The following is a 23,932-nucleotide window of genomic DNA, read 5'->3' as shown; positions in this document are numbered from 1 at the left end:
GACAGTCAGCTATTGGTGCAGGGGGCTGCTATGAGTGACGGGGACGACCGGGGCGACCGGGGCGATCGGGGCGATCGGGGTGGCCGGGGTGATCGGAGCGACTGGGACACCGTCCCGCGGCTCGTGCGGTGGTCGGCCGAGCGGTACGCGGACACGGAGGCGGTGGTGGACGGCCGCACGAGGATCACGTACGCGGAGCTGGGCGCCCGGGTGGAACGGGCGGCGGCGGCCTGCATGGCGAACGGCGTGACGGTGGGCGACCGGGTGGCGATCTGGGCCCCCAACTCCCTCGAGTGGATCGTCGCGGCACTGGGCGCGGTCTCGGCGGGCGCCGTGCTCGTACCGCTGAACACCCGCTTCAAGGGGACGGAGGCGGCGGATGTGCTGGGCAGGAGCGGGAGCCGGCTCCTCTTCGTGACGGGAACGTTCCTGGGCACGTCGTACGTGGCGTCGCTGCGGCGGGCGGCCGGGGAGGCGGGCGGGGAGGTGGGCGGGGAGGCGGGCGGGAGTACTGGTCCGGGTGCCGGCCCCTTGCCCGGGCTCCCGGAACTGGAACAGGTGGTGGTCCTGTCCGACGACGCCCCACCGGACTTCCGCACCTGGAAGGACTTCCTGGCGAGCGGGGAGGGGCTGGCGGAAGCGGAGGTTCACCGGCGGGCGGCCCAGGTCGACGGCGACTGCCTCTCGGACATCATCTTCACCTCGGGCACGACGGGCCGCCCCAAGGGCGCGATGATCACCCACGCGCAGACCCTGCGGGCGTACGACATCTGGGCGCACCTGGCGGGACTGCGCTCCTCCGACCGCTACCTGATCGTGAACCCCTTCTTCCACACCTTCGGCTACAAAGCGGGCGTCATCGCCTGCCTGACGCGTGGCGCGACGATGATCCCCCAGCCGGTGTTCAACGTGGACACGGCGCTGGCGAACATAGCCGCGGAACGGGTCTCGGTCCTCCCGGGCCCGCCCACCCTCCACCAGTCACTCCTCGACCACCCGGCGAGGGACGCGCACGACCTCTCGGCGCTCCGGCTGGTGGTGACCGGGGCGGCGGTCGTACCGCTGCGCCTGGTGGAACGCCTGCGCGGTGAGCTGGGCGTGGGCACGGTCCTCACCGCGTACGGACTCTCCGAGGCCAGCGGCATCGTGACGATGTGCCGCCGGGGCGACGAACCGTCGGTGATCGCGTCCACCTCGGGCCGAGCGATACCCGGGACGGAGGTGAGGGTGGCCGATGCGGACGGTGCCCCGCTCCCCGCCGGCACCCCGGGCGAGGTCCTGGTCAGGGGCTTCACCATCATGCGCGGCTACTACGAGGACGAACCGGCGACGGCGGAGGCGATCACGGAGGACGGCTGGCTGCGCACCGGCGACGTGGGCGTCCTGGACGAGGCCGGCAACCTCCGGATCACCGACCGCATCAAGGACATGTACATAGTCGGCGGCTTCAACGCCTACCCGGCCGAAATAGAGCAACTCCTCGGCCTCCACCCGGACGTGGCGGACGTGGCGGTCATCGGAATCCCGGACGCGAGGCTCGGCGAGGTGGGCAAGGCGTACGTGGTCCGGCGACCGGGGTCCGTGGTCACCGCGGACGACCTGATCGCCTGGGCGCGGAGGGAGATGGCCAACTACAAGGTGCCCAGGGTGGTCGAGTTCGTGGCCGCGCTCCCCCGCAACGCGAGCGGCAAGGTGGTGAAGGGGGAACTGCGGGTGGGTGACCGGGGGGCGGGGTGACCGGGGGCGGGGTGACCGGGGGCGGGGTTGAGAGGCTGAGGTGGGGCCGCCCGCTTCTTTCGCATTGTCGGGGTGGAGCGGCCCGCGTCAAGGGCGCTTCGTTCCGCTGCGCTGCACTCCGCGTCGGCTGGCGCCGATCGGCCTACGGCCGCCCCTTGACCCGGCCCGCTCCACCCCGGGGAAGAAGCGAGCGGGCAGCCCGGGGAATGGGGGCCCGGGTGGGTGGCCCCTGAGGCCGACTGGGCTGCGGGGCGGGGTTGAGGGGGCGTGGTCCCTTGGGCCGGTTGGGTGTGGGGCGGGGTCGAGGCCGGGGGCGCGGTCGCGCCTCGCCTGCACGCCGGGTGGGTTTGGCGACTTGCGGTGAGTGGGGGTGGGAGGGGTGAGTGGGTGGGGGTGGGGGTGGGGGTGGGGGCTGGCTGGGGTGAGTGGGTGGGTGTGGGGGTGGGGGGTGGGGGCTGGCTGGGGTGAGTGGGTGGGGAGAGTGGGTGCGGGTGCGGGTTCGGGGGGTGGGGGAGCGCGGCACGTGGAACAGGTGGTGCAGGCTGGCGCAGTGGCGCAGTGGCGCAGTGGCGCAGTGGCGCACGGGAGTGCAGTGGCCCACGGGAGTGCAGTGGCGCACGGGAGTGCAGTGGCGCACGGGAGTGCAGTGGCGCACGGGAGTGCAGTGATACAGGTCCTGGGCTGCCGCCCGCCGCCTCCCACGGATTCGTACCACCAGCGTCACACTGGCCTCACGGGTCACAGCCGCTCGGTGATTGGCAGAAATGGGCGCGGGGTGGACGGCTGGGCCGCAGGCCGCTGAGTGGGGTGTTGCCCAGATCTGCCAATGATGCCCGCAACTCCGGCTGTGCGGCCGAAACCCTCTCCCCAGCTCGGTTGATCCACCAGACTTGGTGCTGGCTTCCGGGCTTCCGAGGGAAAGTGAGGACGGCAAGCATGGCGAAGAGTGCACTTCTGGTGATGGATGTCCAACGGGACGTCGTGGCCATCGCCGACCACGACGGTTCTGGATATCTGCCGCGCTTGCGGAGGGCCATCGACGGTGCACGTGCTGTCGGCATTCCCGTGATCTACGTGGTGATGGGGTTGCGGCCGGGTGATCCGGAAGTCAGTTCTCGCAACAGGGTGATGACGAATGTCGTGCGGGCCGGTCTGTTCACCGAGGGCGCCCCTGGCACCGAGATCCATCCCGATGTCGCGCCCCAGCGGAGTGACGTCGTGGTGACCAAGAGGCGGGGGAGCGCGTTCTCGGGCAGCGACCTCGACTTGGTACTCAGGGCTCGCGATGTCGACAGCCTGGTTCTCACCGGCATCGCCACCAGCGCCGTGGTGCTGTCCACGCTGTGGCACGCCATCGACCTGGACTTCGGCCTCACCGTCCTGGCGGACGCCTGCCTCGACACCGACCCCGAGGTGCACCAGATCCTCACCGAGAAGCTGTTCCCGCAGTGGGCGGACGTCCTCACCGTCGAGGACTGGCTCAGCGTCATCGCACCGCGATAGCGGCAGACCGTCCGGCCCGGTCCCTCGCGTGCGGGGCAGGACGGCATCGGCGTGGCCCCCGTCGGCCGGAGTTGCCTCCCTCCCCCCACTCACCGATCGCCGCTGAGCCCACCCGGCGTGCAGGCGAGGCGCGACCGCGCCCCCCGGCCCCGGCCCACACCTCAGCCGGCCCAAGGGATCACGCCCCCGGACCCCGCCCCGCAGCCCAGCCCACGCAAGGGACACCTACCCGGGCCCCCATTCCCCGGGCTGCCCGCTCGCTTCTTCCCCGTGGTTCCGCGGGCCGAGTCAAGGGTGGCCCGTAGGGCCATCGCCGAAGGCGACGCGGGAGTGGAGCGAAGCGGAACGGGAGCGCCCTTTACTCGGGTCGCGGAACCACGACACTGCAAAAGAAGCGGGCGGCCCCACGGTCACTTCTCAACCGGCGGCCAGTGCACCCAGGGCCGTCCGGATCTCCTGGAGCATGTGAGCGGGCCGGTGGAAGACTTCCTCGGCGCCGAAGCGGAGGAGGTTGCGGACCTCCGGGCACTGGAGGATCTGGTTGAAGCGGGCCATGTCCCTGCGGTGGGCGTCGCGGGTGCCGTGGTAGGCGTACCCCTCGATCTCGACCCCCAGCCCCTCCCTTCGGAAGAGGAAGTCGAGGTACCGGCGTCGGCCCTCCGCGGTGCGTAGCTCCGCCTGGCTCTCGGGGTGAAGCCCGGCGTCGTGCATACGCAGTCGGGCTACGGTCTCGGCCGGTGATCCGGCGAGTGGATCCGTCAACCGCAGCCACTCCCGGCCCCTGACCGCACCCCGCGACGTCGGCGACGTCGGCGACGTCGCCTCGAGGGCGTCGGCGATCGCGTCCGCCTTGAGGAGCGGGAGACGGCGGAGGCCGCCGACCCTCCGCTCGGAGAGAGCCGAGTCCACAGCGACCACCGCTTCGTCCCTCGGGCCGTCTCTGAGCAGGTCGGCGAGCGTGCGGGTCGGTGGAGTGAGCCGCAGTCCCTGGCGCTCCCATACGTCGTGCGTGCCGAGTGGCAGCCGGTGTACACGCACGCCGCTGCCTTCGCGGCGGAGGGTGAGCTGTGGGTCCGTGAACTCCAGGGGCGTGCCGGAGACGCCGGCCAGGGTCTCGATCCGCCAGATCGCCGCCGCTGAGCGGTGGCTCACGATCAGCCTGGGCTTGAGGAGTTGCACGGCCAGCAGCCGGGTGCGGAGATCCACGCTCCGCCCCGGCTCGTACCAGGCGCCGCACCGGAGCCGCGTCCAGCCCTCGGCCCGTAGCGCACGGGTGAGGTCCCGCCGGGGCCACCCGGCCGCCACGGCCCGTGAGACGAGGAGGATGCCCCTCTCCGACAGTGCCCGTAAGTCCCTCCGTTCCACCCGGTCAAGATCGCAGATTCCCGGATCTGCCGCCTGGCCTGTGGATAACCCGGTGGGGTCGTCAGCTCTTGAGGGAGCCGAGGAAAGTGGTCCAGGTGGCCGGACGGAACAGCAACACGGGGCCGTCCGCGGCCCTCTTCGAGTCACGGACGGGGATCACGTCGGGGTGGGGGGCGGCGACCTCCACGCAGTCACCGCCGCTGCCGTTGCTGTAGCTGCTCCTTCGCCACAGGGCAGTGCTCAGGTCGATCCTGGTGCTTGCCATCTCGGTAGTCCTCTGCAGCTTGTTCGACTATGGCCAGGGACGCCTCTGGTGCGAGTGCTGCGGCCCTGAGCAGATCGTACGACTTGCGGTAGTCCTTCACGAGCGCTGGATAGTCGATGAGTTGGCCATTGTGGAGCCCTTCGGTGTAGATCACCGGCGGAGCGTCCGGAAAGGTCATGGCCTTCATCATGCCCATCATGAAGGGGTGGGCGAGCGCCGTTTCCGGGAGGATCTGCAAAACCCCCTGTGCAGACCGGATCACGTGTGCAATGTGCTCCAGTTGGACCGCCATCTCCGTCGGACAGAGGAGAGGTTTGCGGATCAGGGACTCGTGCAGCACCGCCCAGAACGCCGGACGCTCTTCACGTCCCCAGATTTCCGCGCGCTTCAGACGAGCCTGGACCTGCTTGCCGACCGTCTCGGGCCGAAGCCACGGCAGCGAAGTGTGAACGACGGCCTCCGCGTATGCCTGCGTCTGCAACAACCCCGGCACCAACATAGGCGCCCACTCCTCGATCGTCTCCGCGTGCTGCTCCATCTCCGCCACGTCCGCGAAGTACTCGGCATGCCCCGACTGCCGTGCCCTGCGGGCGTCTTCACAACGCCGCTCGAAAAAGCCGTCGGTCTTCAGCACCTGGTCGACGTGCCGGGCCAGGTCCAGCGGCATGCGCCGCTCGCCGCGCTCGATCTGGCTCAGGAACGGGACGCCGCGGAAGCTTCCCTCCGCCAGTTGTTCGAGGGTGAGGCCGGCCAGCTCGCGTTGGTAGCGCAACTCGGCGCCGTAGAAGGAGGGGACGTTCGCGGACGCGTCGGGGTCCTTGCGTGGGGGCACGGAGCATCACCGCCGTTTTGCCAGTTGCGCTTGCGTAGTCGAAATCCCTTCCACGGTACGCGGATCGACGTCACGCTGTGACTGATTCGTCACAGAGAGCACAGGAAGGTGTGCGTGACCGTGCCCCCACAACCCCCCACCCCCACCCCCACTTCCCGTTCCGGCGTCTACGACACGACCCTCTGCGTGGAGGAACTGCGCGACGCCCTCGCCGCCCACGGCATCACGCTGCCGTCGCTTCGGGTGGACCTGCCGGGCTTCGCGGCGGAGTACCGGCCTCCCGCGGGGCTGGTCGCGCTCGGCAACTGCAATGCCGTGACCGCGTACAAGCTGGCGGCGGTGCTGCGAGGCGACGGCCGGGTGCCGAGCCCGCCCGCGCTGGACCTCGACCTGCCGGCCGTACCCGAGGCACTCGCGGGCCTGCGTCGCACGGTACGCCGCCACCTGGGCGTGCCCTGCGCCGAGGTCCAGCTCTGCGTCACCGAGCTCGTCACCAACGTCGTCCGGCATGTGGGGGAGGGCACTCCGGTCCGCGTACGGGTGGCTCGCATGGACGGTGGCCGCGTGCGCGTGGAGGTCACCGACCCGGACGCGCGAGCCCTGCCGGTGCTCGCGCGGGCGGCGGACGACGATGAGGAGGGGCGAGGACTCGTTCTGCTCGACGCGGTGGCGTTGCGGTGGGGGGTGGCGCAGCGGAGCAAGGGCAAGACGGTGTGGTGCGAGCTGAATGTGGCGGAAGCCGAGTCGCAGGGGCACGAGCGGCCTCAGTGACGGCCCTCAGGGGAATTCCGGTGCTGGAAGCTCACGCCGTCGCGCCACTCCAGAAGCCTTGGGTCCTACGACGATGGGACCGGTAAGAACCGGTCCCATCGGCCTGTCGTATGTGGGATCAGCCAGCGTGGTTCTCCTGTGGAGCCACTCCAGCGTGGTCCTCCGCCGTCGCCGGGCTGGACAGAGAGGTGTTTCCAAACACCTTGTGACGCCAGTGCCACGAGAGCGCTTGTTTCGAGGGAAGAGGATCCTTCCAGTCACGGAATGGCGTGTGTTCGTCGTTGGGCACACCTCGGCCGCGGCAGCTCCCCTCCGGGCTGCCGCGGCCGAACATCCCCCGTCGAGCGGGCCTAGCGAGGGTCGCCGATGGTGATGTGGCTCTCCAGGGTGGTGACCTCGTCGGCGTCGGCCGTGGCCGTCTCGCCACCGGTGATGTGGCTCTCCTGGGTGGTGATCTTGTCCGCTTCGGCCGTCGTCGCCTTGCCGTCGGTGATGTGGCTTTCCTGCGTGGTGACCTTGTCCGACTTCGTGCTGTCGCTCATCGTCTGAACTCCATAGGGATATGGGTGTGCTGGGGCGGCGAGGCCCGCCCGGCCGCTCCCCCGAGGGCTTCCGGACGGGCCTTCCACAGCCGATCACGCAGAGGCGCTCGGCCACGTGGTCGATTCGCCTGCCCCCCGACGCGACGAATCGACTGCTCAGAGCATGCTCCGGCACGATAAACGAATGATGAACGCCCCGGTGGTCCTATCCGGTCGTCGTCGGGGTCAGCAGGCGCCGCAGGTCATCCGCCTCTGAGGCACCCAGCCGCTCGAAGACGGTCAGCGCGTCGCTCCAACAGGCCCGGGCCCGGTCCGACTCTCCCAGGGAGTGGAGCGCCTTGCCCAGCATTGCGAGCACGTTGGCGCGTCGCCAGTCCCCTCCGACGTGCAGGAGCACCGTGAGAGACTGTTCCGCCTGGGCGGCGGCGACTGCCGGCCGCCCCGAGGCCAGTTGGACCTCGGCCAGCCGGAAGAGCGTCATGCCTTCCCACAACCGCTGCCGACTGTCCCGGAAGATGGTCAGAGCCTCGGAGAGCTGCTTGTGCGCCTCTTCCGGGCGTCCGGATTGCGCGAGGGCCAGACCGAGTGCGTAACTTCCGTTCGCGACCCGGACGGTGAGTCCCATGTGTCGGTAGATGTCGACTCCAGCTTCCGCAAGTTCCACGGCGCTCTCGACCCGCCCCATCGCCAGATGGACACGGGAGAGGTTGCACAGAGCGCTCGCTTCCCCCGGAAGATTGCCGTCCGTGCGGTATGCGGCGAGGGTCCGCTGGAGGTAGAGCTCGGCCTCGCCGTGCCTGTTCCGGTAGGCCGCCACGATGCCCCGCTCGCTGGGGGCGTTGCAGTCGATCCAGGGATCCTGCGCGTCCGCCGCCAGCTCCACGGCGCGCTGGGCCTCTTCCTCCGCCTCGTCGAACCGGCCGGCCGTGAGGTGGACCTGAGCAAGGGTGGTCCGGGCGCGACCCTCGGCCTGCGCGTCTCCCGCCGTCTGCGCGGCATCACGCACGACGGTCGCCGCAGTGCCGAACTGGTGCGCGTTGGCTCCCGACTCCGCGAGGTCCTTCGACGCGAGGAGCAGGTCGACGGCCCGGCGAAGAGTCGTCGGGGAAACGGACTGCCGTACGCAGGCCAGCAGGCAGTCCGCCTCCGTGTACAGCCAGTCCAGGGCCTCCTTGTGGCCGGGGAAGGTGAGCCCCGGGTAGTTGGTCGGCTCCAGGTGCACCACCGTGCGGTCCCCCGGCCGTTCGATCGCGTACACCCCCGCCGCCGTGGCCAGGTAGAAGTCCAGCAGGCGGGACATCGCCGCGTCCCGTTCGCCCCGTTGCTGTTCGTCGCGTTCGGCGCAGGCACGCGCGTAGAGGCGGACCAGGTCGTGGAAGCGGTAACGTCCCGGTGCCGCCGATTCCAGCAGCGAGGTGTCGACCAGGGCCTCCAGCAGGTCCTCGGTCGCGTCCTCGGGCAGGTCCAGTGCCGCGGCGGCGGCCGCCAGGGAGATGTCCGGTCCGTCCGCCAGCCCCAGCAGCCGGAAGGCCCTGGCCTGGGCCGGTTCCAGCTGGCCGTAGCCGAGTTCGAAGGTGGCCTTGACCGCGAGGTCCCCGGCCTGGAGTTCGTCCAGGCGGCGGCGTTCGTCGGCGAGCTTGGCCGCGAGTACGGACACCGTCCAGGTGCGCCGGGCCGCGAGGCGGGAGGCCGCGATGCGGATCGCCAGCGGGAGGAAGCCGCACGCCGCCACCACGTCCAGCGCGGCCTCGCGTTCCGAGGCCACCCGTTCCTCGCCCACGATCTTCGTGAACAGGGCGAGGGCCTCGTCGGGGGACATCACGTCCAGGTCGACGAGGTGCGCGCCGGCCAGGCCCACCATCCGGACCCGGGACGTCACCAGCGCCGCGCACCCCTCGGTGCCGGGCAGCAGCGGCCGTACCTGGGCCGCGTCGCGGGCGTTGTCCAGGAGCACCAGCACCCGGCGGCCGTCCAGGACCGAGCGGTACAGTGCCGCCCGCTCCTCCAGGGAGTCGGGGATGGCGGAGTCCGCCGTGCCGAGTGCCCGCAGGAACGAACCGAGTACCGTCTCCGGCTCCGCGGACCTCGGGCCCGCGCCCTGGAGGTCGACGTACAACTGGCCGTCGGGGAAGGCGGAGCGCGCCTGGTGGGCCACGTGCACGGCGAGCGTCGTCTTGCCCACGCCGCCGATCCCCGCCAGCGCCGACACCGCCATCACCCGGCCGCCGCCCTCGGCCTCGGACGCCGACGCCAGTACCTCGCTCAGTTCGGTCACGAAGGACGTCCGCCCGGTGAAGTCCGGCACGGTCGCCGGGAGCTGGGCCGGCCGTACCGGTACCACCGCCGGTTCCGCCACCGGTGCCGAGGGCTCGGCGAGTGCCGGGTCCGCCTTGAGGATCTTCTGCTGGAGTTCCTTCAGGCCCGGCCGCGGGTCCACGCCCAGTTCCTCCGCCAGCAGGCGCCGCGTGTCCGCGTAGACCGCCAGTGCCTCCGCCTGCCGGCCGCTGCGGTACAGCGCCAGCATCAGCAGTTCGCGCAGCCGCTCGCGGAGGGGATGGGCGGCGGTGAGGGCCGTCAGCTCGGACACCGCCTCCGCGTGGCAGCCCTGTTCCAGGTCCATGTCCAGGCGGGTCTCGAGGAGTTGGAGGCGCCACTCCTCCAGGCGGACCCGCTGCGTGTCCGCGTACGGGCCCGGTACCCCCGCCAGCGGTTCCCCGTCCCACAGCGCCAGCACCTGGTTCAGTACGTCCCGGGCCTGGCTCAGGTCCCCGGAGTTCCGGGCCTTCTCCGCCTGTGCCGCCAGTTCCTGGGCGGCCGCGAGGTCCAGCGCGCCCTCGCCGGGCGAACGCACCGCGTAGCCGCCGGACTCGCTCACCAGGACCCCGGGGTCCAGCACCTTCCGCAGCCGTGAGGCGTACGTGCGGACCGCCGCGAGGGCCTGCGAGGGCGGCTCGGCGCCCCACAGCGCGTCGATCAGTTCCGCGGCGGTCGCCGTGCGGCCCTCGCGCAGCAGCAGGGCGGCGAGCAGGGCGCGCTGCTGGGGGGAGCCGGTGCTGAGCGGTTCGTCGCCGCGCCAGGCGCGCACCGGACCGAGCACGCTGAAGCGCAACGCCGGCGGCTCCCCGGAGGAGCCGGGGCGCCGCTGCTCCGGTACTCGCGGTACACCGTCCATGCGTTCGTCCCCCTAGGCATCCCGAACAACCCCGTCAGTTTGCCTTGTTCGGGGCGGATGCGTCAGCCGTGCGAGACGCCGATCACAGGCCGACTCACGGGAGTCCACAACCCCCTCACATGCTCTCCTCACCTACAGGTGAGCTGACGGTCCGTCAGATCAGCGCTACCGTGGGCGCCATGGACACCCAAGACGCCCGGATCGAGACCCGCGACGCCCCCGACGCCCCCGGTGGCTTCCCGCGGATCATCTCCGTCGACGACCACACCGTGGAGCCCGCGCACGTCTGGCAGGACCGGCTCCCCGCGAAATACCGGGACACGGGCCCGCGGATCGTCCGTGCCCCCCTGAAGGAGATGACCTTCCTCGGTGGCCGGTTCAAGCCCGTCATGGGCGCGCCGGGCGACGAGGGCCCGGTCGGCGACTGGTGGGTGTACGAGGACCTGCACCGGCCCCTCACCCGCCTCGACACCGCCGTGGGGTACAGCAGGGACGAGATCAAGCTGGAGATCATCACGTACGAGCAGATGCGGCCGGGGTCGTACGACGTCCCCGCCCGTCTCGCCGACATGGACGCCAACCACGTGCAGTCGGCCCTGTGCTTCCCGACCTTCCCGCGCTTCTGCGGGCAGACCTTCACGGAGGCGGAGGACCGTGAGCTGGGCCTGCTGTGCGTGCGGGCCTACAACGACTGGATGGTGGAGGAGTGGTGCGGGCCGAAGGCGCGCGGGCGGCTCGTCCCGCTCACCCTCGTCCCGCTCTGGGACGCCGACCTCGCCGCCGAGGAGGTGCGGCGCAACGCCGCGCGCGGTGTCCGGGCCGTCGCCTTCTCCGAGATACCCCCGCACCTCGGCCTGCCCTCCGTGCACACCGACGCCTGGGACCCCTTCCTCGCCGCCTGCGACGAGACCGGCACGGTCGTCGCCATGCACATCGGCTCCAGCAGCCGCATGCCCTCCACCTCCGCCGACGCCCCGCCCGCCGTCGGCTCCACCATCACCTTCGCCAACTGCTGCTTCTCGATGGTCGACTGGCTGATGAGCGGCAAGTTCGAGCGGTTTGCGAACCTGAAGGTGATGTACGCGGAAGGGCAGATCGGGTGGATCCCGTACATCCTGGAGCGGGCCGACGTGGTCTGGGAGGAGAACCGCGGGTGGGGCGGTGTCGCCGACAAGGTGCACCGGCCGCCCTCGGAGCTCTTCGCCGAGCACGTCTACGGCTGCTTCTTCGACGACGCCTTCGGGCTCAGGAACCTGGACGCCGTCGGCCTCGGAAACGTCCTGTACGAGACCGACTACCCGCACTCCGACTCCACCTGGCCGAAGTCCCGCGAGGTCGGCGAGGCCCAGATGGGGCACCTGGCGGCGGACGTGGTCGAGCGGATCGTACGGGGCAACGCGATCGAGCTGCTGGGGCTGACGGAGGACGGTCTGTGGCCCGGCGGGGGAGCCGCCGTCGGTTGACGCCGGGCCGCGCCGCCCCCGTTTCCCGTCTCCTCCGGTTCCGGCCTCCCTCTTGTCTGACGGTTCGTCAGCTATGACCATGTGCCCAGCGGTCGTCGCCTGGCGAACCGTCAGCCCATGCGGAGGGGGTCACCGTGCCCGTCTTGCTCGAGCAGCGCCTCGCCTACGGCATCCAGCTCCCCGTCCAGTCCCAGAGCACCCTCTACGCGGAGGCCTGGGAAGCCGCCGCCGGCCCTGCCGACCTGGTCGAGATCGCCCGCGCCGCCGACCGCGCCGGCTTCGCCTACCTCGCCTGCTGCGACCACGTCGGCGTCCCGCGCCGGCTGGCGCCCGCGATGAGCACGGTCTGGTACGACCCGGTGGCCACCCTCGCCCACCTCGCCGCCGTCACCGAACGCGTCCGGCTGCTCAGTCACGTCGCGGTCGTCGCCCTGCGGCACCCGCTCGTCACCGCCAAGCAGTACGCCACCCTCGACCACCTCAGCGGGGGGCGGCTGATCCTCGGGGTGGGCGCCGGGCACGTGCGGGAGGAGTTCGAGGCGCTGGGCGTGGACTTCGAGCGGCGCGGCCCCCTGCTCGACGAGTCGATCGACGCGCTGCGGGCGGCCCTGGGGGCCGGGGAGTACCCCGAGCACCACGGCAAGGAATACGACTTCGCGGGCCTCGGGCAGCGGCCCCGGCCCGCCCAGCCGCACGTGCCCCTGTGGGTGGGCGGCTCCTCGCCCGCCGCCGTGCGCCGGGCCGCGCTCAAGGGCGACGGCTGGCTCCCGCAGGGGGACCCGCGGGACCGGCTGCCCGCGCAGATCGCCCGGCTCCGGGAGCTGAGGGAGCGGGCCGGCGTCGAGGCGCCCCTGACCGTCGGCGCGATCACCGAGCCCCTGTACGTCGGCCGGCCCGGCTGGGACACCGGCCGCCGCACCCTCACCGGCGCCCCCGGGGCCCTCGCCGAGTCGCTCCGGGCGTACCGCGCGATGGGCGTGCACCAGATCCAGGTGCGGTTCCGCTGCCGGAGCCGCACCGAGCTCACCGATCAGATAGCCGCCTTCGGGGCCGAGGTCGCCCCCGCACTCGACTGAGGAGAGACATGGCCAAGCTGGACGGGCGCGTCGTCATCATCACCGGCGCGGCACGCGGGCAGGGCGAGCAGGAGGCGCGGCTCTTCGCGGCGGAGGGCGCGCGGGTGGTGGTGTCGGACGTGCTGGACGACCAGGGGGAGGCGCTGGCCAAGGAGCTCGGGGCGCCGTACGTCCACCTGGACGTGAGCCGCGAGGACGACTGGCAGGCCGCGCTCGCCGCCGCGCGGCAGGCGTACGGCCGGGTCGACGGGCTGGTCAACAACGCGGGCATCCTGCGCTTCAACTCCCTGGTGGACACGCCGCTGGAGGAGTTCATGCAGGTCGTGCAGGTCAACCAGGTCGGCTGCTTCCTCGGCGTGAAGACGGTGGCGCCCGCGCTGGCCGAGGGCGGGACGATCGTCAACACCGCCTCCTACACCGCGCTGACCGGCATGGCGGCCGTCGGCACGTACGCGGCCACCAAGCACGCGGTCCTCGGGCTCACCCGGGTCGCCGCCCTGGAGCTGGCGCACCGCGGGATCCGGGTCAACGCGATCTGCCCGGGCGCCATCGACACCGCGATGTCCAACCCGGCCCGGCTGGACCCGGACGCGGACCCGGAGGAGACCACCCGGGCCCTGGACGAGCTGTACCGCAGGCTCGTGCCGCTGGGCCGGATCGGCAGGGCGGACGAGGTGGCCCGGCTGGCCCTCTTCCTCACCTGCGACGACTCCTCGTACATCACCGGGCAGCCGTTCGTGATCGACGGCGGGTGGCTGGCCGGCGTCGCGGTCGTCTGAGGACTGACCGTATGAGCTGATTTAGCTGACGGATCGTCAGCTATTGACGGTGCATGCGGGCGGTGCAACAGTCGGGCGGCAGGCAATCTGACGGTGCGTCAGTACGTGAGGGACGGTGATCCGCGGTGGAATTCGGGCTCTTTGTACAGGGATACGTGGGCAAGCGAGCCGAGACCGACCCGCTGGCCGAGCACAAGGCACTGATGGAGGAGACCGAGTACGTCATCCAGGCGGACAAGTCCGGCTTCAAGTACGCCTGGGCCTCCGAGCACCACTTCCTGGAGGAGTACTCCCACCTCTCCGCCAACGACGTCTTCCTCGGCTACCTCGCCCACGCCACCGACCGCATCCACCTCGGCTCCGGCATCTTCAACCCCCTCGCCCAGGTCAACCACCCCGTGAAGGTGGCCGAGAAGGTCGCCATGCTCGACCACCTCAGCGAGGGCCGCTTCGAGTTCGGCAGCGGGCGGGGCGCCGGGTCCCACGAGATCCTCGGCTTCCTCCCCGGCATCACCGACATGAACTACACGAAGGAGATCTGGGAGGAGACCATCGCCGAGTTCCCGAAGATGTGGCTCCAGGACGAGTACCCGGGCTTCCAGGGCAAGCACTGGCAGCTGCCCCCGAGGAAGGTGCTCCCCAAGCCGTACGGGAAGTCGCACCCGGCCATGTGGTACGCGGCCGGATCCCCGCCCTCCTACGCCATGGCCGCGAAGAAGGGGCTCGGCGTGCTGGGCTTCAGCATCCAGAAGGTCTCCGACATGGAGTGGGTGCTGGAGCAGTACAAGACGGCGGTCGTGAACGCGGAGCCCGTCGGGGACTTCGTCAACGACAACGTGATGGTGACGACGACCGCCATCTGCGCCCCGACCCACGAGGAGGCCATCCGGATCGCGGCCGGCGGCGGGCTGCACTACCTGCCCTCCCTCGTCTTCCGCTACCACGACACCTTCCCGCGCCCCGAAGGCTTCCCCGAGTGGCCGGAGACGCTGCCCGAGTACACCCCCGAGTTCGTCGAACTCCTCGTCGAGGAGGAGCTGCTGATCTGCGGCGACCCCGACGAGGTGCTGCGCCAGTGCAAGCGCTGGGAGCAGGCCGGCGCCGACCAGCTCAGCTTCGGGCTGCCGGTCGGGGTGCCCAAGGAGGAGACGCTCCAGACCATCCGGCTGATCGGGGAGCACGTGATCCCGAAGATCGACACGGACCCGGTCCACCGGACCACCCGGTTCCGGGAAGCCGCGTAGGGGGCCCGGGCATGCTCGACCACGTCATCAAGGGGGCGACCGTCGTCGACGGGACGGGCGCCCCCGCCCGCACCGCCGACGTCGGCGTACGGGACGGCCGGATCGCCGCCGTCGGCGAGATCACCGAGTCCGCCCGGACCAGCGAGGACGCGCACGGCCTCGTCCTCGCCCCCGGCTTCGTCGACCCGCACACCCACTACGACGCCCAGCTCTTCTGGGACCCCTACGCGACACCGTCGCTCAACCACGGCGTGACCACGGTCGCCGCCGGCAACTGCGGCTTCACCCTCGCCCCCCTGCACCCGGACCGGCCCGAGGACGCCGACTACACCCGCCGGATGATGTCCAAGGTGGAGGGCATGTCCCTGGTCGCCCTGGAGGAAGGCGCGCCCTGGAACTGGCACACCTTCGGGGAGTACCTGGACGCCCTGGAGGGCCGGATCGCCGTCAACGCCGGCTTCATGGTGGGGCACTGCGCGCTCCGCCGCTACGTCATGGGCCCGGACGCGGTCGGCGGGCAGCCCACACCGCAGCAGCTGGAGCGGATGCTGCGCCTCTTCCACGAGGCGATGGACGCGGGCGCCTGGGGCCTGTCCACCACCCAGTCGTCCACGCACTCCGACGGCGACGGCCGGCCCGTCGCCTCCCGCCACGCCCGCCCCGGGGAACTGCTCGCCCTGGCCCGGGCGGTCGGCGAGCACGAGGGCACCCAGATCGAGGCGATCGTCGCGGGCTGCCTCGACCAGTTCAGCGACGCCGAGATCGACCTGTTCGTGGAGATGAGCGCCACCGCCGGACGCCCCCTGAACTGGAACGTCCTCACCGTCGACGCCGCGGTCCCCGAGCGCGTGCCCAGGCAGCTGTCGGCGAGCGAACGGGCCCGCGAGGCCGGCGGCCGGGTCGTCGCCCTCACCATGCCGATCCTCACCCCGATGAACATGTCCCTGGGCACCTTCTGCGCGCTCAACCTGATCCCCGGCTGGGGCGAGATCCTCGCCCTGCCCGTCCCCGAGCGCATCGCGCGCCTGCGCGACGCGGAGGTCCGGGCGGAGCTGCTGCGCCGCGCCGACTCCAGGGAGGCGGGCGTCTTCCGGCGGCTGGCGCACTTCGGCCGGTACGTCATCGGGGACACCTACAGCGAGGCCAACCGCGGGCTCACCGGCCGCGTGGTCCGGGACATCGCCGCGGAGCGCGGCCAGGACCCCTTCGCCTGCCTGGTGGACATCTGCGCCGCCGACGACCTGCGCACGGTCCTGTGGCCCATGCCCACCGACAACGACCCGGCGTCCTGGGCGCTGCGGGCCGAGACCTGGCAGCACGAGGACGTCCTGCTCGGCGGCTCCGACGCGGGCGCGCACCTGGACCGCATGTGCGGGGCGCCGTACACCACCCGGTTCCTCGGGGACTGCCTGCGCGGGCGCAGGCTGGTCGGCCTGGAACAGGCGGTGAAGATGCTGACGGACGACCCGGCACGCCTCTTCGGCCTGCGCGAGCGGGGCCGGATCCAGGAGGGCTGGCACGCGGACCTCGTCCTGTTCGACCCGGAACGGATCGAGGCGGGCCAGGCCACCCTGGTGCACGACCTGCCGGGTGACAGCCCACGGCTGGACTCCAAGGCCATCGGGATCCGGGCCGTCTGGGTCAACGGGGTCGAGGCGATCCGGGACGACGTGGTGACCGGGGCGGTGCCCGGGCGGGTGCTGCGCTCGGGGCGGGACACCCGGACGGTGAGCACCAAGTGACCGAAGGGCAGCGGCTGTTCATCGGCGGCGCCTGGGTGGAGCCGGACGCCGGCCACTACCCGGTGACCGACCCGGCGACCGAGGAGACCGTCGGCTGGGCACCCGAGGCCACCCGGGAGCAGGCCCGCGCGGCCTGTGCCGCGGCCCGCGAGGCCTTCGGCCCCTGGTCCCGCACCCCGCCGGAGGAACGCGCGGCGGTCCTGGCCCGGGCCGCCGGCCACCTCCGCGCCCACCTGGTGCCGTACGCCGACCTGGCCCGCGCCGAGACCGGCGCCACCACCGGCACCGCCCGCGCGATGCAGGTCGGGGTCGCCGCGGCCCGCTTCCGCCGGTACGCCCGCGTGGAACCCGCCGAATGGGCGATCCCACCGCAGATCAACGAGGCGGGCCCGATGGGGCGGGCGGCCGTGATGGGCGCGCTGGCCGTGCGCCAGCCGGTGGGCGTCGTCACCTGCGTGACGTCGTACAACAACCCGTGGGCCAACCCGGCCGGAAAGGTCGCCCCGGCACTCGCCATGGGCAACACGGTCGTGGTGAAACCCGCCCCGCAGGACCCGCTGTCCGTCTACCGCATGGCCGAGGCCCTCGAGGCGGCCGGGGCGCCACCCGGCGTGGTGAACGTCGTCTCCGGCCGCGAGACGGCCGTCGGCGAGGCGGCCGTGGCCTCGCCGGACGTCGACATGGTGAGCTTCACCGGCTCCACGGCGGTCGGCCGGCGCATCGCCGAGGTGTGCGGGCGGGACATGAAGCGGCAGCTGATGGAGCTGGGCGGGAAGGGCGCGGCGCTCGTCTTCGACGACGCGGACCTCGACTCGGCGGTGGCCGGGATCGGCACCACCTTCTCCTTCTACAGCGGGCAGATCTGCACGGCACCGACACGGGTGCTCGTCCAGCGGCGCGTGTACGACGCCCTCGTCTCGGGGCTTGCCGCCCACGCGGGCCGGCTGACGGTGGGGGACCCGGCCGCGCCGGACACGGTGGTGGGCCCGGTGATCTCCGCCGGCCACCGGGACCGGGTGGAGTCGTACGTGGAGCTCGCCCGCAAGGAGGGCGCCACCGTGGTCACCGGCGGCGCGCGCCCGCCGCTCGACCGCGGCTACTACGTCGCCCCGACCCTGCTCGCCGACTGCACCAACGACATGCGGGCGGTCCGCGAGGAGATCTTCGGCCCGGTGGTCTCGGTCGTCCCCTTCGACGACGAGGAGGAGGCGGTCGCCCTCGCCAACGACTCCGACTACGGCCTGATCGACTACGTCTGGTCCGGCGACGTGGCCAGGGCCTTCCGGGTGGCCCGGCGGCTGCGGGCCGGCGGGGTCGGGATCAACACGGTCGGCCGCAACATGGAGGCGCCGTTCGGCGGGTTCAAGCAGAGCGGGGTCGGCCGGGACGTGGGCGTGTACGCCCTGCACGCGTACAGCGAGGTGCAGGCGATCGTCTGGCCGGGGTGAGGAGGCCGCCTCACGGCTCCTGGCTCCTACGGCTCCTGGCTCCTACGGCTCCAGATCCACCCGTACGGTCAGCAGACCGGTGCCCAGCACCCGCACCGCCGCGCTGTTCATCCGGGGCAGAAGGCGCAGCCGGGCCACCGGATCGTCGTCCGGCAGCAGATGCGCGGTGCCGGTGTGCCACCGCCCCCGGATCCGGACCCGGACCGCCGGGTTCGCCCGGATGTTCCGCACGTACTGCGACCGCTCCCCGAACTCGGACACCAGCCAGAACGAGTCCCCGACCCGGCGTCCGCCCACCGGGGTCCGCCGGGGCAGCCCGGAGACCCGGCCCGTGGTCTCCAGCACCGTCTGGAAGGGGAGGCGGCGCAGCACCGGATTGCCCACGCGGCGCTGGAAGCCGGTGGTGGCGCGGAAACGGAGGTCGGTGAGGCGGGACATCGGCGACGGAACTCCTTTTGCGCGGGCATGACCGGAAGGTGCCGAGCTCCACGCTATGTTCGAGCCTGACTTCGGACGAGCGGGAGCGGGAGCGGGAGTGCAGCAGACCGAGGAACCAGTGCGGGAGGCCGTCGCCCGGGACGGCACGGCCGAGGAGGACGCCACCACACTCCGCCCGCCCCGCTTCTGGCCCCTGTGGCTGGTGGCGGCGGCGGTGCTCCCCGGTACGGCGGTCGTCCTCCTCGGCCGCTGGTCGGAGGGCCCCGCCCTCCAGGCCTGGCGCACCGTGTGCCTCGCGGTCACCGTGCAGGCGCTGCCCTTCCTCCTCCTGGGCACGGCCCTGTCCGGCGCGATCAACGCCTTCGTCCCGGCGCGGGTCTTCACCCGGCTGCTGCCGAGCCGGCCCGCGCTGGCCGTCCCGGTCGCCTCCGTGGCCGGAGCCGTGCTGCCCGGCTGCGAGTGCGCCTCCGTACCGGTCGCGAACAGCCTGATCGGGCGCGGGGTGACGCCCGCCGCCGCGTTCGCCTTCCTCCTCTCCGCGCCCGCCGTCAACCCGGTCGTCCTGACCGCCACCGCCATCGCCTTCCCCGGCAACCCCGCGATGGTCCTGGCCCGGCTCCTCGCCTCGCTCGCCGCCGCCGCCGTCATGGGCTGGCTGTGGCTGTGGCGGGGCCGCGAGGAATGGCTGCGGCCGGCGGTCCGGCACACCGGCCACCACCCGGGCCACAGCCGCTGGACGGAGTTCCGGCGCGGCTTCCAGCACGACTTCCTGCACGCGGGCGGCTTCCTCGTCGTCGGCGCCATGGCGGCGGCCACCTTCAACGTCACCGTGCCGCGCTCCGTGCTCGACACCTTCTCCGGCTCACCGTGGCTGTCGGTGCTGTTCCTCGCCGGGCTGGCGGTGCTGCTCGCGGTCTGCTCGGAGGCCGACGCCTTCGTGGCCGCCTCCCTCAGCGGCTTCTCGCCCGTCGCACGGCTCGCGTTCATGGTCGTCGGCCCCATGGTCGACCTGAAGCTGATCGCCCTCCAGACGGGCACGTTCGGCCGGGCCTTCGCGCTCCGCTTCTCCGCCGCCACGCTGGTGGTCGCCGTCCTGTGCGCCGCCCTGATCGGAGGCGTACTGCTGTGAACACCGCTGGGAACACCGCCGTGAAGCGCTTCGTACCGGCCGTCCTCCTCACCCTGACCGGCGCCGGCGTGCTCTACGCGTCGCTCCTCACCGACCTGTACCTGCGCTACGTCCGGCCGGGCATGCACTGGATGCTGGTCGCGTCCGGCGTGGTGCTGCTCGCCCTCGCGGGGGCGGAGGCGTGGTCCTGGCGGACGCCGGCCGCGCACGAGCACGGCGGCGACGCGCAGCACGGGCACGAGCACGGCGACGCGGCCCACGGGCACGACCACTCGGGGATCCCGCGCGCCGCATGGCTGCTGCTCCTGCCCGCGCTGAGCCTGCTCCTGTACGCCCCGCCGTCCCTCGGCGCGTACACCGCCTCCCACGCGGACGCCAAGGAGGTCACCCGGCAGTCGCACTTCGACCCGCTGCCCGCGACCTCCCCGCTGCCGATCACGCTGACCGACTTCACCCGCCGGGTCCAGCAGGACCCGGGGCAGGCCATCAAGGCCCGCACGGTGCGGATGACGGGGATCGTCACGCCCACGGGCAACGGCAGCGGCTGGTACCTGACCCGGATCATCATCTCCTGCTGCGCGGCGGACGCCCAGACGGTGAAGGTGCGCGTCTACGGCCCTCAGGCCCCCGCCGCCGACACCTGGGTCACGGTCACCGGCACCTGGCACCCCGGCGGCACCCTGGGCACGCCCACCGCCCCGGCCGCCCTCGACGCCCACACCCTGAAGAAGGTCCCCCGCCCGATCAACGGCTACTCGGACGCGCTGCCCCTGCCGGGCCTGGCCTTGAGCGAGCCGAGGAGGGCGGCGAAGGCGGGGGAGTGAGTGGTGAGGGTGGTGTGGGCCGGGTCGGCGGATTCGGTCAGCCGGATGGTGGTGGCGGTGCGGGATATGTGGACGCAGGCCTCCCCCTCCTGGCAGTAGGACGACTTCTGCCCCAGGCGTGCGGACATGGCGGCTCCTTCACAGGTTCTGGGCGATGGAATGGATGAGATCCCGCGACTTCTGCGGGGCGAGGGCGAGACGTTCGACGGCGTCGAGCAGACGCCGGTACTTCTCGAGGTGGGCTTCGGCATCGAGGAGTACGGGCCCGTGTGGCGCGGTGATCAGGGCCATACCGGGAATCGGAACCATGCCCTTTCAGCAGGAGCAGACCATGAGCGCACAGCCCGAGCACGGCTGGGGTCCTTTCATCCTTTGGTCAGGGAGAGTCATCACCGCTTCACACGAGTCCCCCTCTCCAAGACCATGCGCCGCTGGTGCCCGCGTGCGCACCCTGATCGGACGCCGCCACCCTCCACCCACGCGACACACCGCCCGCGGGATCAGCGGTTTCGCGATCTCCCACAGCCCGCACCATCCAACTCCACGTAGCCCGCCCCATGCCGAGTTGCGGGACGCCTCACCACGGAGCACACGGTCCTGCTCGGGTCGTGGAAGCACGACACTGCGAAAGAAGCGGGCGGCCCCACGGCGACTACGCGAGCGGCGTCGCGCTCACCCGCCCCACCGTCCCAGGAAGATCGGGTTGGTGAACGCGGCCAGCGCCCCCGGTACGGGGCCCGCCGCCGTCTCGTGGCGCAGTTCCGCGCGCACGTAGGCCGCGTAGGCGGGGGTCGTCTGCCACTCCACCGCGCCCGAGCCGGAGACCGGGAACGGGTCGCTGGTCAGCAGGACGCCCTGGTCGGTGATGATGCGGGCCGTGCAGCGCGGGGCGCCCGAGACCTCCAGGCGGACCGTCACCGGGGTGTCCGGGTCGGCCGCCAGCCGCTCACCGATGCCCGCGTGCCGGCCCCGGGCGCTCGTCGCCGTGAAGGTCAGGGAGACGTTCCTGGACTCCGCCACGTACGAGCGGCCCGCGCGGATGCCCTCCTGGATCGCCTGGCGGGTCAGATCGTCGGCGAGGACGACGGTCTGGGGGCTGCCGACCAGGTCCGGGTCGCGGTGGGCGTCGCTGTTGCCCATCGCCGGGAGCCACGACCGGCCGCCCGCACCGACGCCCTCCCGGGCCTCCCGGGCCTCCCGGCCCTCCCGGCCCTCCCGGACGTAGGCCACGAGCAGGTTGTCCCACTCGGCGAGCGTGATCTCGTCGTCCGGTGTGTACGGGCCGTTCCACACCTCCAGGGCGTCCGCCTCGCCGAAGCCGAACTTCCAGCCGCAGCCGACGCAGGTGGCGTGCGGGTGGGCGGGGACGACCAGGCCGCCGGCCCTGCGGATGCGCCCCGCGAAACGCGCGAAGCGGTTGTCCCGCGCCCGGTAGCGCCACTCGACGAAGGTGCCGGGGTCGGTGCCCAGGGCCACCACGTGGCCGTTCCGCGTCGTGATCTCCTCGCCGAGCATGACCAGCAGGTCGTCCCCGGCGGCGTCCGCCCAGTGGGCGTGGGCGGAGTGCGTGTTGTGGTCGGAGGAGTTGACGAAGTCCAGGCCCGCCGCCCGGGCGAGGGCCGCGATCTCGGCCGGGGTGCGGCGGCCGTCGGAGTGCCAGGAGTGCAGGTGGCAGTCGCCCCGGTACCAGGCCCGGCCCCGCCCCTTCGCCCGGGAGGGCGGGTACACCGGGCGCGGCGTGGTGCCCGGTTCGCCGTACGTGAGCGTGATCGTCAGCTCGTACGTCAGGCCCTGCGGCGCCACCGTGTAGGGGCCGAGGGCGATGTGCCACGTGCCCTCCCGGACCGGGCCCGGGAGGTAGCCGGGCGTGGCGTCGTCCGCGCGGACGAAGAACTCGGTGCGGGCGCCGCCCGACCAGCCCCGGAAGCCCCGGCCGCCGAGTTCGGTGCCGTGCTGGTCGAAGAGACCGATGTCGAGTGCGTTGCCCGGGGTGCCGGCCGGGACGGACGGCTTGTCGTAGGTGTAGGAGACCTTGATCTCCCGTACGCCCGGGGGGACTTCGACGGGTACGTAGACGAAGTCCGGGGAGCCGGGCGGCAGCGTGCCGCGTACCGTCCGGGTCTCCTGGCCGTGGTCGTCCGCCGCTGCCGCGAAGCTCACGCTTCCCAACGTAAGCGCCGCCGCCGCTCCCGTCACGAACAGGGCGCGCCTTCCGATGCCGTGCGTGTCGTCACACATGGGGTCACCATGGGGTCACCGTCCGGTGCGGGGCGTGAACTCTCCTCGTATGCCGGGCAAGGGCGAGCTGACAACTTGTCATGGACGCTCTTGTCCCGCGGGCGAGATGCGCCGACGGGTCGGTATGGACAGGTGGTCCGCCCCCCGGTACGCCTGGGACATGCGAATCGCCGTCACGATCTTCCTCAGCGACGAGACCATCACCCCCGTCCGGCTCGCCCGTGAGCTGGAACAGCGCGGGTTCGCCGGGCTGTACCTGCCCGAGCACACCCACATCCCGGTCGAGCGGACCACCCCGTACCCGGCCGGCGGCGAGCTGCCGCGCGAGTACGGCCGTACCCTCGACCCCTTCGTCGCGCTCGGCCAGGCGGCGGCGGTGACCGAGCGGCTGGGACTGGGCACCGGGATCACCCTCGTGGCCCAGCACGACCCGATCGGCCTCGCCAAGCAGGTCGCCACGCTGGACCACCTCTCCGGCGGCCGGTTCACCCTCGGCGTCGGCTTCGGATGGAACGTCGAGGAGGCCGCCGACCACGGCGTCCGCTGGCGCACGCGGCGGGAGCTGGTCCGGGACCGGATGGCGCTCATGCGGGCGCTGTGGGCCGAGGAGCCGACCGGGTACGAGGGGGAGTTCGGCGGCGTGCGGGCCAGCCACGCCCACCCCAAGCCCGCACAGAAGCCGCGCGGGCCGGTCGTCGGTCCCCGCACGCTCGTCGGCGGGGCCGCCGGGCCCAACCTGTTCGCGCACATCGCCGAGTACGCCGACGGGTGGCTGCCGATCGGCGGCCGGGGCCTGACCGAGTCGCTGCCGGTGCTGCGCGCCGCCTGGGCCGACGCCGGTCGCGACCCCGCCGCCCTCCAGGTCGTGCCGTACGCCGTGCAGCCCACCCCCGGCAAGCTCGCGCACTACGCCGGACTCGGCATCGAGGAGGTGGTGGTGCAGCTGCCGCCCGCCGGGGAGGCGGAGGTGCTGCGGCTGCTGGACCGGTACGGCGACCGGACGGCCGCCGCTTCGTCGGAGTGACACCGGGCGTGGCACCGGGCGCGGCACCGGGCGTGGCACCGGGCGCGGCACCGGGCGCGGCACCGGGCGCGGCACCGGACGTGGCACCAGGCGTGGCGCCGGGCGCGGTAGCGGCCGGACACGGGCGTGCGCGGGCGCGGCAACGGGCGTGACCCCGTGTACGGGCCATCCGCCGGGGACGAATCGGGCGGCGCCTGTTTGCCCTGATCACCGCGCTCGTATGCTCGAAGGATGACGACTTCCGCGACCTCGGTAACCGGCCCGACCGAGAACTCCATGCGTCGCGCCCTGAAACGGGCCCGTGAGGGCGTCGCCCTCGACGTCGCCGAGGCGGCCGTGC

General features: G+C 72.2%; 21 protein-coding genes. 12 read left to right on the top strand and 9 right to left on the bottom strand.

What is annotated here, in order from left to right; all coding sequences use genetic code 11:
- The first annotated feature begins 30 nt into the window (after positions 1 to 30).
- The gene (locus ABZX30_RS01610) at positions 31 to 1,737 is read left to right on the top strand and encodes a fatty acid--CoA ligase family protein (RefSeq protein WP_355927437.1); all 1,707 of its coding nucleotides are present in this window, start codon (positions 31 to 33) and stop codon (positions 1,735 to 1,737) included.
- Between the two features lie 936 nt (positions 1,738 to 2,673).
- Complete coding sequence (locus ABZX30_RS01605; RefSeq protein ID WP_355927435.1) at positions 2,674 to 3,240, top strand: cysteine hydrolase; 567 nt, start codon at positions 2,674 to 2,676, stop codon at positions 3,238 to 3,240.
- 417 nt (positions 3,241 to 3,657) lie between these two features.
- On the opposite strand, the gene ABZX30_RS01600 is transcribed toward ABZX30_RS01605, so the two are convergent.
- The 3 genes from ABZX30_RS01600 to ABZX30_RS01590 form a co-directional block, all read right to left on the bottom strand.
- The gene (locus ABZX30_RS01600; RefSeq protein ID WP_355927433.1) at positions 3,658 to 4,446 is read right to left on the bottom strand and encodes a hypothetical protein; all 789 of its coding nucleotides are present in this window, start codon (positions 4,444 to 4,446) and stop codon (positions 3,658 to 3,660) included.
- A 220-nt stretch (positions 4,447 to 4,666) separates the two neighbouring features.
- Complete coding sequence (locus ABZX30_RS01595; RefSeq protein ID WP_355927430.1) at positions 4,667 to 4,870, bottom strand: DUF397 domain-containing protein; 204 nt, start codon at positions 4,868 to 4,870, stop codon at positions 4,667 to 4,669.
- Positions 4,797 to 5,702 (bottom strand): helix-turn-helix transcriptional regulator, encoded by a 906-nt coding sequence (locus tag ABZX30_RS01590; protein ID WP_355927428.1) that lies wholly within the window; start codon positions 5,700 to 5,702, stop codon positions 4,797 to 4,799. Before ABZX30_RS01590 ends, ABZX30_RS01595 begins: the two co-directional genes overlap by 74 nt.
- A gap of 120 nt (positions 5,703 to 5,822) precedes the next feature.
- On the opposite strand from ABZX30_RS01590, the gene ABZX30_RS01585 reads away from it, so the two are divergent.
- On the top strand, positions 5,823 to 6,473 hold the full coding sequence (locus tag ABZX30_RS01585) for an ATP-binding protein (protein ID WP_355927427.1): 651 nt from the start codon (positions 5,823 to 5,825) through the stop codon (positions 6,471 to 6,473).
- Positions 6,474 to 6,823: 350 nt separating this feature from the next.
- On the opposite strand, the gene ABZX30_RS01580 is transcribed toward ABZX30_RS01585, so the two are convergent.
- Positions 6,824 to 7,015, bottom strand: a complete 192-nt coding sequence (locus ABZX30_RS01580; RefSeq protein WP_355927424.1) for a hypothetical protein — start codon at positions 7,013 to 7,015, stop codon at positions 6,824 to 6,826.
- Between the two features lie 205 nt (positions 7,016 to 7,220).
- Entirely contained in the window at positions 7,221 to 10,187 is a 2,967-nt protein-coding gene (locus ABZX30_RS01575) for a BTAD domain-containing putative transcriptional regulator (protein ID WP_355927422.1), read from the bottom strand.
- Positions 10,188 to 10,366: 179 nt separating this feature from the next.
- Between ABZX30_RS01575 and ABZX30_RS01570 the strand changes: the two genes are divergently transcribed.
- The 6 genes from ABZX30_RS01570 (at position 10,367) to ABZX30_RS01545 (ending at position 17,939) form a co-directional block, all read left to right on the top strand.
- Positions 10,367 to 11,650 carry an amidohydrolase family protein gene (locus ABZX30_RS01570; protein WP_355927420.1) on the top strand — a complete coding sequence of 428 codons (1,284 nt, stop codon included), beginning with the start codon at positions 10,367 to 10,369 and terminating at the stop codon, positions 11,648 to 11,650.
- 134 nt (positions 11,651 to 11,784) lie between these two features.
- On the top strand, positions 11,785 to 12,726 hold the full coding sequence (locus ABZX30_RS01565; RefSeq protein ID WP_355927417.1) for an LLM class F420-dependent oxidoreductase: 942 nt from the start codon (positions 11,785 to 11,787) through the stop codon (positions 12,724 to 12,726).
- Positions 12,727 to 12,734: 8 nt separating this feature from the next.
- Positions 12,735 to 13,505, top strand: coding sequence for a glucose 1-dehydrogenase (locus ABZX30_RS01560; protein ID WP_355927414.1), 771 nt, complete (start codon positions 12,735 to 12,737; stop codon positions 13,503 to 13,505).
- Positions 13,506 to 13,630: 125 nt separating this feature from the next.
- The gene (locus ABZX30_RS01555; protein ID WP_355927412.1) at positions 13,631 to 14,749 is read left to right on the top strand and encodes an LLM class flavin-dependent oxidoreductase; all 1,119 of its coding nucleotides are present in this window, start codon (positions 13,631 to 13,633) and stop codon (positions 14,747 to 14,749) included.
- A gap of 11 nt (positions 14,750 to 14,760) precedes the next feature.
- Positions 14,761 to 16,491: a D-aminoacylase gene (locus ABZX30_RS01550; protein WP_355927409.1), complete on the top strand. Its 1,731-nt coding sequence runs from the start codon at positions 14,761 to 14,763 to the stop codon at positions 16,489 to 16,491.
- The gene (locus ABZX30_RS01545; RefSeq protein WP_355927407.1) at positions 16,488 to 17,939 is read left to right on the top strand and encodes an aldehyde dehydrogenase family protein; all 1,452 of its coding nucleotides are present in this window, start codon (positions 16,488 to 16,490) and stop codon (positions 17,937 to 17,939) included. Before ABZX30_RS01550 ends, ABZX30_RS01545 begins: the two co-directional genes overlap by 4 nt.
- 42 nt (positions 17,940 to 17,981) lie before the next feature.
- On the opposite strand, the gene ABZX30_RS01540 is transcribed toward ABZX30_RS01545, so the two are convergent.
- On the bottom strand, positions 17,982 to 18,377 hold the full coding sequence (locus ABZX30_RS01540) for a nitroreductase/quinone reductase family protein (RefSeq protein ID WP_355927404.1): 396 nt from the start codon (positions 18,375 to 18,377) through the stop codon (positions 17,982 to 17,984).
- A gap of 97 nt (positions 18,378 to 18,474) precedes the next feature.
- Between ABZX30_RS01540 and ABZX30_RS01535 the strand changes: the two genes are divergently transcribed.
- Positions 18,475 to 19,506, top strand: a complete 1,032-nt coding sequence (locus ABZX30_RS01535) for a permease (RefSeq protein WP_355927401.1) — start codon at positions 18,475 to 18,477, stop codon at positions 19,504 to 19,506.
- A 20-nt stretch (positions 19,507 to 19,526) separates the two neighbouring features.
- Positions 19,527 to 20,330 carry a TIGR03943 family protein gene (locus tag ABZX30_RS01530; RefSeq protein ID WP_355927913.1) on the top strand — a complete coding sequence of 268 codons (804 nt, stop codon included), beginning with the start codon at positions 19,527 to 19,529 and terminating at the stop codon, positions 20,328 to 20,330.
- Here ABZX30_RS01530 and ABZX30_RS01525 read toward each other — a convergent pair.
- The 3 genes from ABZX30_RS01525 to ABZX30_RS01515 all read right to left on the bottom strand — a co-directional run bounded on the left by ABZX30_RS01525 (position 20,258) and on the right by ABZX30_RS01515 (position 22,568).
- On the bottom strand, positions 20,258 to 20,458 hold the full coding sequence (locus ABZX30_RS01525; protein ID WP_355927399.1) for a DUF397 domain-containing protein: 201 nt from the start codon (positions 20,456 to 20,458) through the stop codon (positions 20,258 to 20,260). The genes ABZX30_RS01530 and ABZX30_RS01525 overlap by 73 nt on opposite strands.
- Before the next feature lie 10 nt (positions 20,459 to 20,468).
- Positions 20,469 to 20,621 (bottom strand): Scr1 family TA system antitoxin-like transcriptional regulator, encoded by a 153-nt coding sequence (locus tag ABZX30_RS01520; protein ID WP_355927397.1) that lies wholly within the window; start codon positions 20,619 to 20,621, stop codon positions 20,469 to 20,471.
- A gap of 381 nt (positions 20,622 to 21,002) precedes the next feature.
- Positions 21,003 to 22,568: a CehA/McbA family metallohydrolase gene (locus ABZX30_RS01515; protein WP_355927395.1), complete on the bottom strand. Its 1,566-nt coding sequence runs from the start codon at positions 22,566 to 22,568 to the stop codon at positions 21,003 to 21,005.
- A 160-nt stretch (positions 22,569 to 22,728) separates the two neighbouring features.
- Between ABZX30_RS01515 and ABZX30_RS01510 the strand changes: the two genes are divergently transcribed.
- On the top strand, positions 22,729 to 23,592 hold the full coding sequence (locus ABZX30_RS01510; protein ID WP_355927392.1) for an LLM class F420-dependent oxidoreductase: 864 nt from the start codon (positions 22,729 to 22,731) through the stop codon (positions 23,590 to 23,592).
- Positions 23,593 to 23,932 lie beyond the last annotated feature (340 nt).

The organism is Streptomyces sp. NPDC004542 (assembly GCF_040610035.1).
Taxonomy (GTDB): domain Bacteria; phylum Actinomycetota; class Actinomycetes; order Streptomycetales; family Streptomycetaceae; genus Streptomyces.
The sequence above is the reverse complement of the archived record's forward strand: the minus strand, read 5'-3'. Positions and strand labels throughout refer to the sequence as shown.

Coding starts and splice junctions, on each gene's coding strand:
- ABZX30_RS01610 (WP_355927437.1), top strand. CDS start 31: ATGAGTGACGGGGACGACCGGGGCGACCGGGGCGATCGGGGCGATCGG.
- ABZX30_RS01605 (WP_355927435.1), top strand. CDS start 2,674: ATGGCGAAGAGTGCACTTCTGGTGATGGATGTCCAACGGGACGTCGTG.
- ABZX30_RS01595 (WP_355927430.1), bottom strand. CDS start 4,870: ATGGCAAGCACCAGGATCGACCTGAGCACTGCCCTGTGGCGAAGGAGC.
- ABZX30_RS01580 (WP_355927424.1), bottom strand. CDS start 7,015: ATGAGCGACAGCACGAAGTCGGACAAGGTCACCACGCAGGAAAGCCAC.
- ABZX30_RS01575 (WP_355927422.1), bottom strand. CDS start 10,187: ATGGACGGTGTACCGCGAGTACCGGAGCAGCGGCGCCCCGGCTCCTCC.
- ABZX30_RS01570 (WP_355927420.1), top strand. CDS start 10,367: ATGGACACCCAAGACGCCCGGATCGAGACCCGCGACGCCCCCGACGCC.
- ABZX30_RS01560 (WP_355927414.1), top strand. CDS start 12,735: ATGGCCAAGCTGGACGGGCGCGTCGTCATCATCACCGGCGCGGCACGC.
- ABZX30_RS01550 (WP_355927409.1), top strand. CDS start 14,761: ATGCTCGACCACGTCATCAAGGGGGCGACCGTCGTCGACGGGACGGGC.
- ABZX30_RS01540 (WP_355927404.1), bottom strand. CDS start 18,377: ATGTCCCGCCTCACCGACCTCCGTTTCCGCGCCACCACCGGCTTCCAG.
- ABZX30_RS01525 (WP_355927399.1), bottom strand. CDS start 20,458: ATGTCCGCACGCCTGGGGCAGAAGTCGTCCTACTGCCAGGAGGGGGAG.
- ABZX30_RS01520 (WP_355927397.1), bottom strand. CDS start 20,621: ATGGCCCTGATCACCGCGCCACACGGGCCCGTACTCCTCGATGCCGAA.
- ABZX30_RS01515 (WP_355927395.1), bottom strand. CDS start 22,568: ATGTGTGACGACACGCACGGCATCGGAAGGCGCGCCCTGTTCGTGACG.
- ABZX30_RS01510 (WP_355927392.1), top strand. CDS start 22,729: ATGCGAATCGCCGTCACGATCTTCCTCAGCGACGAGACCATCACCCCC.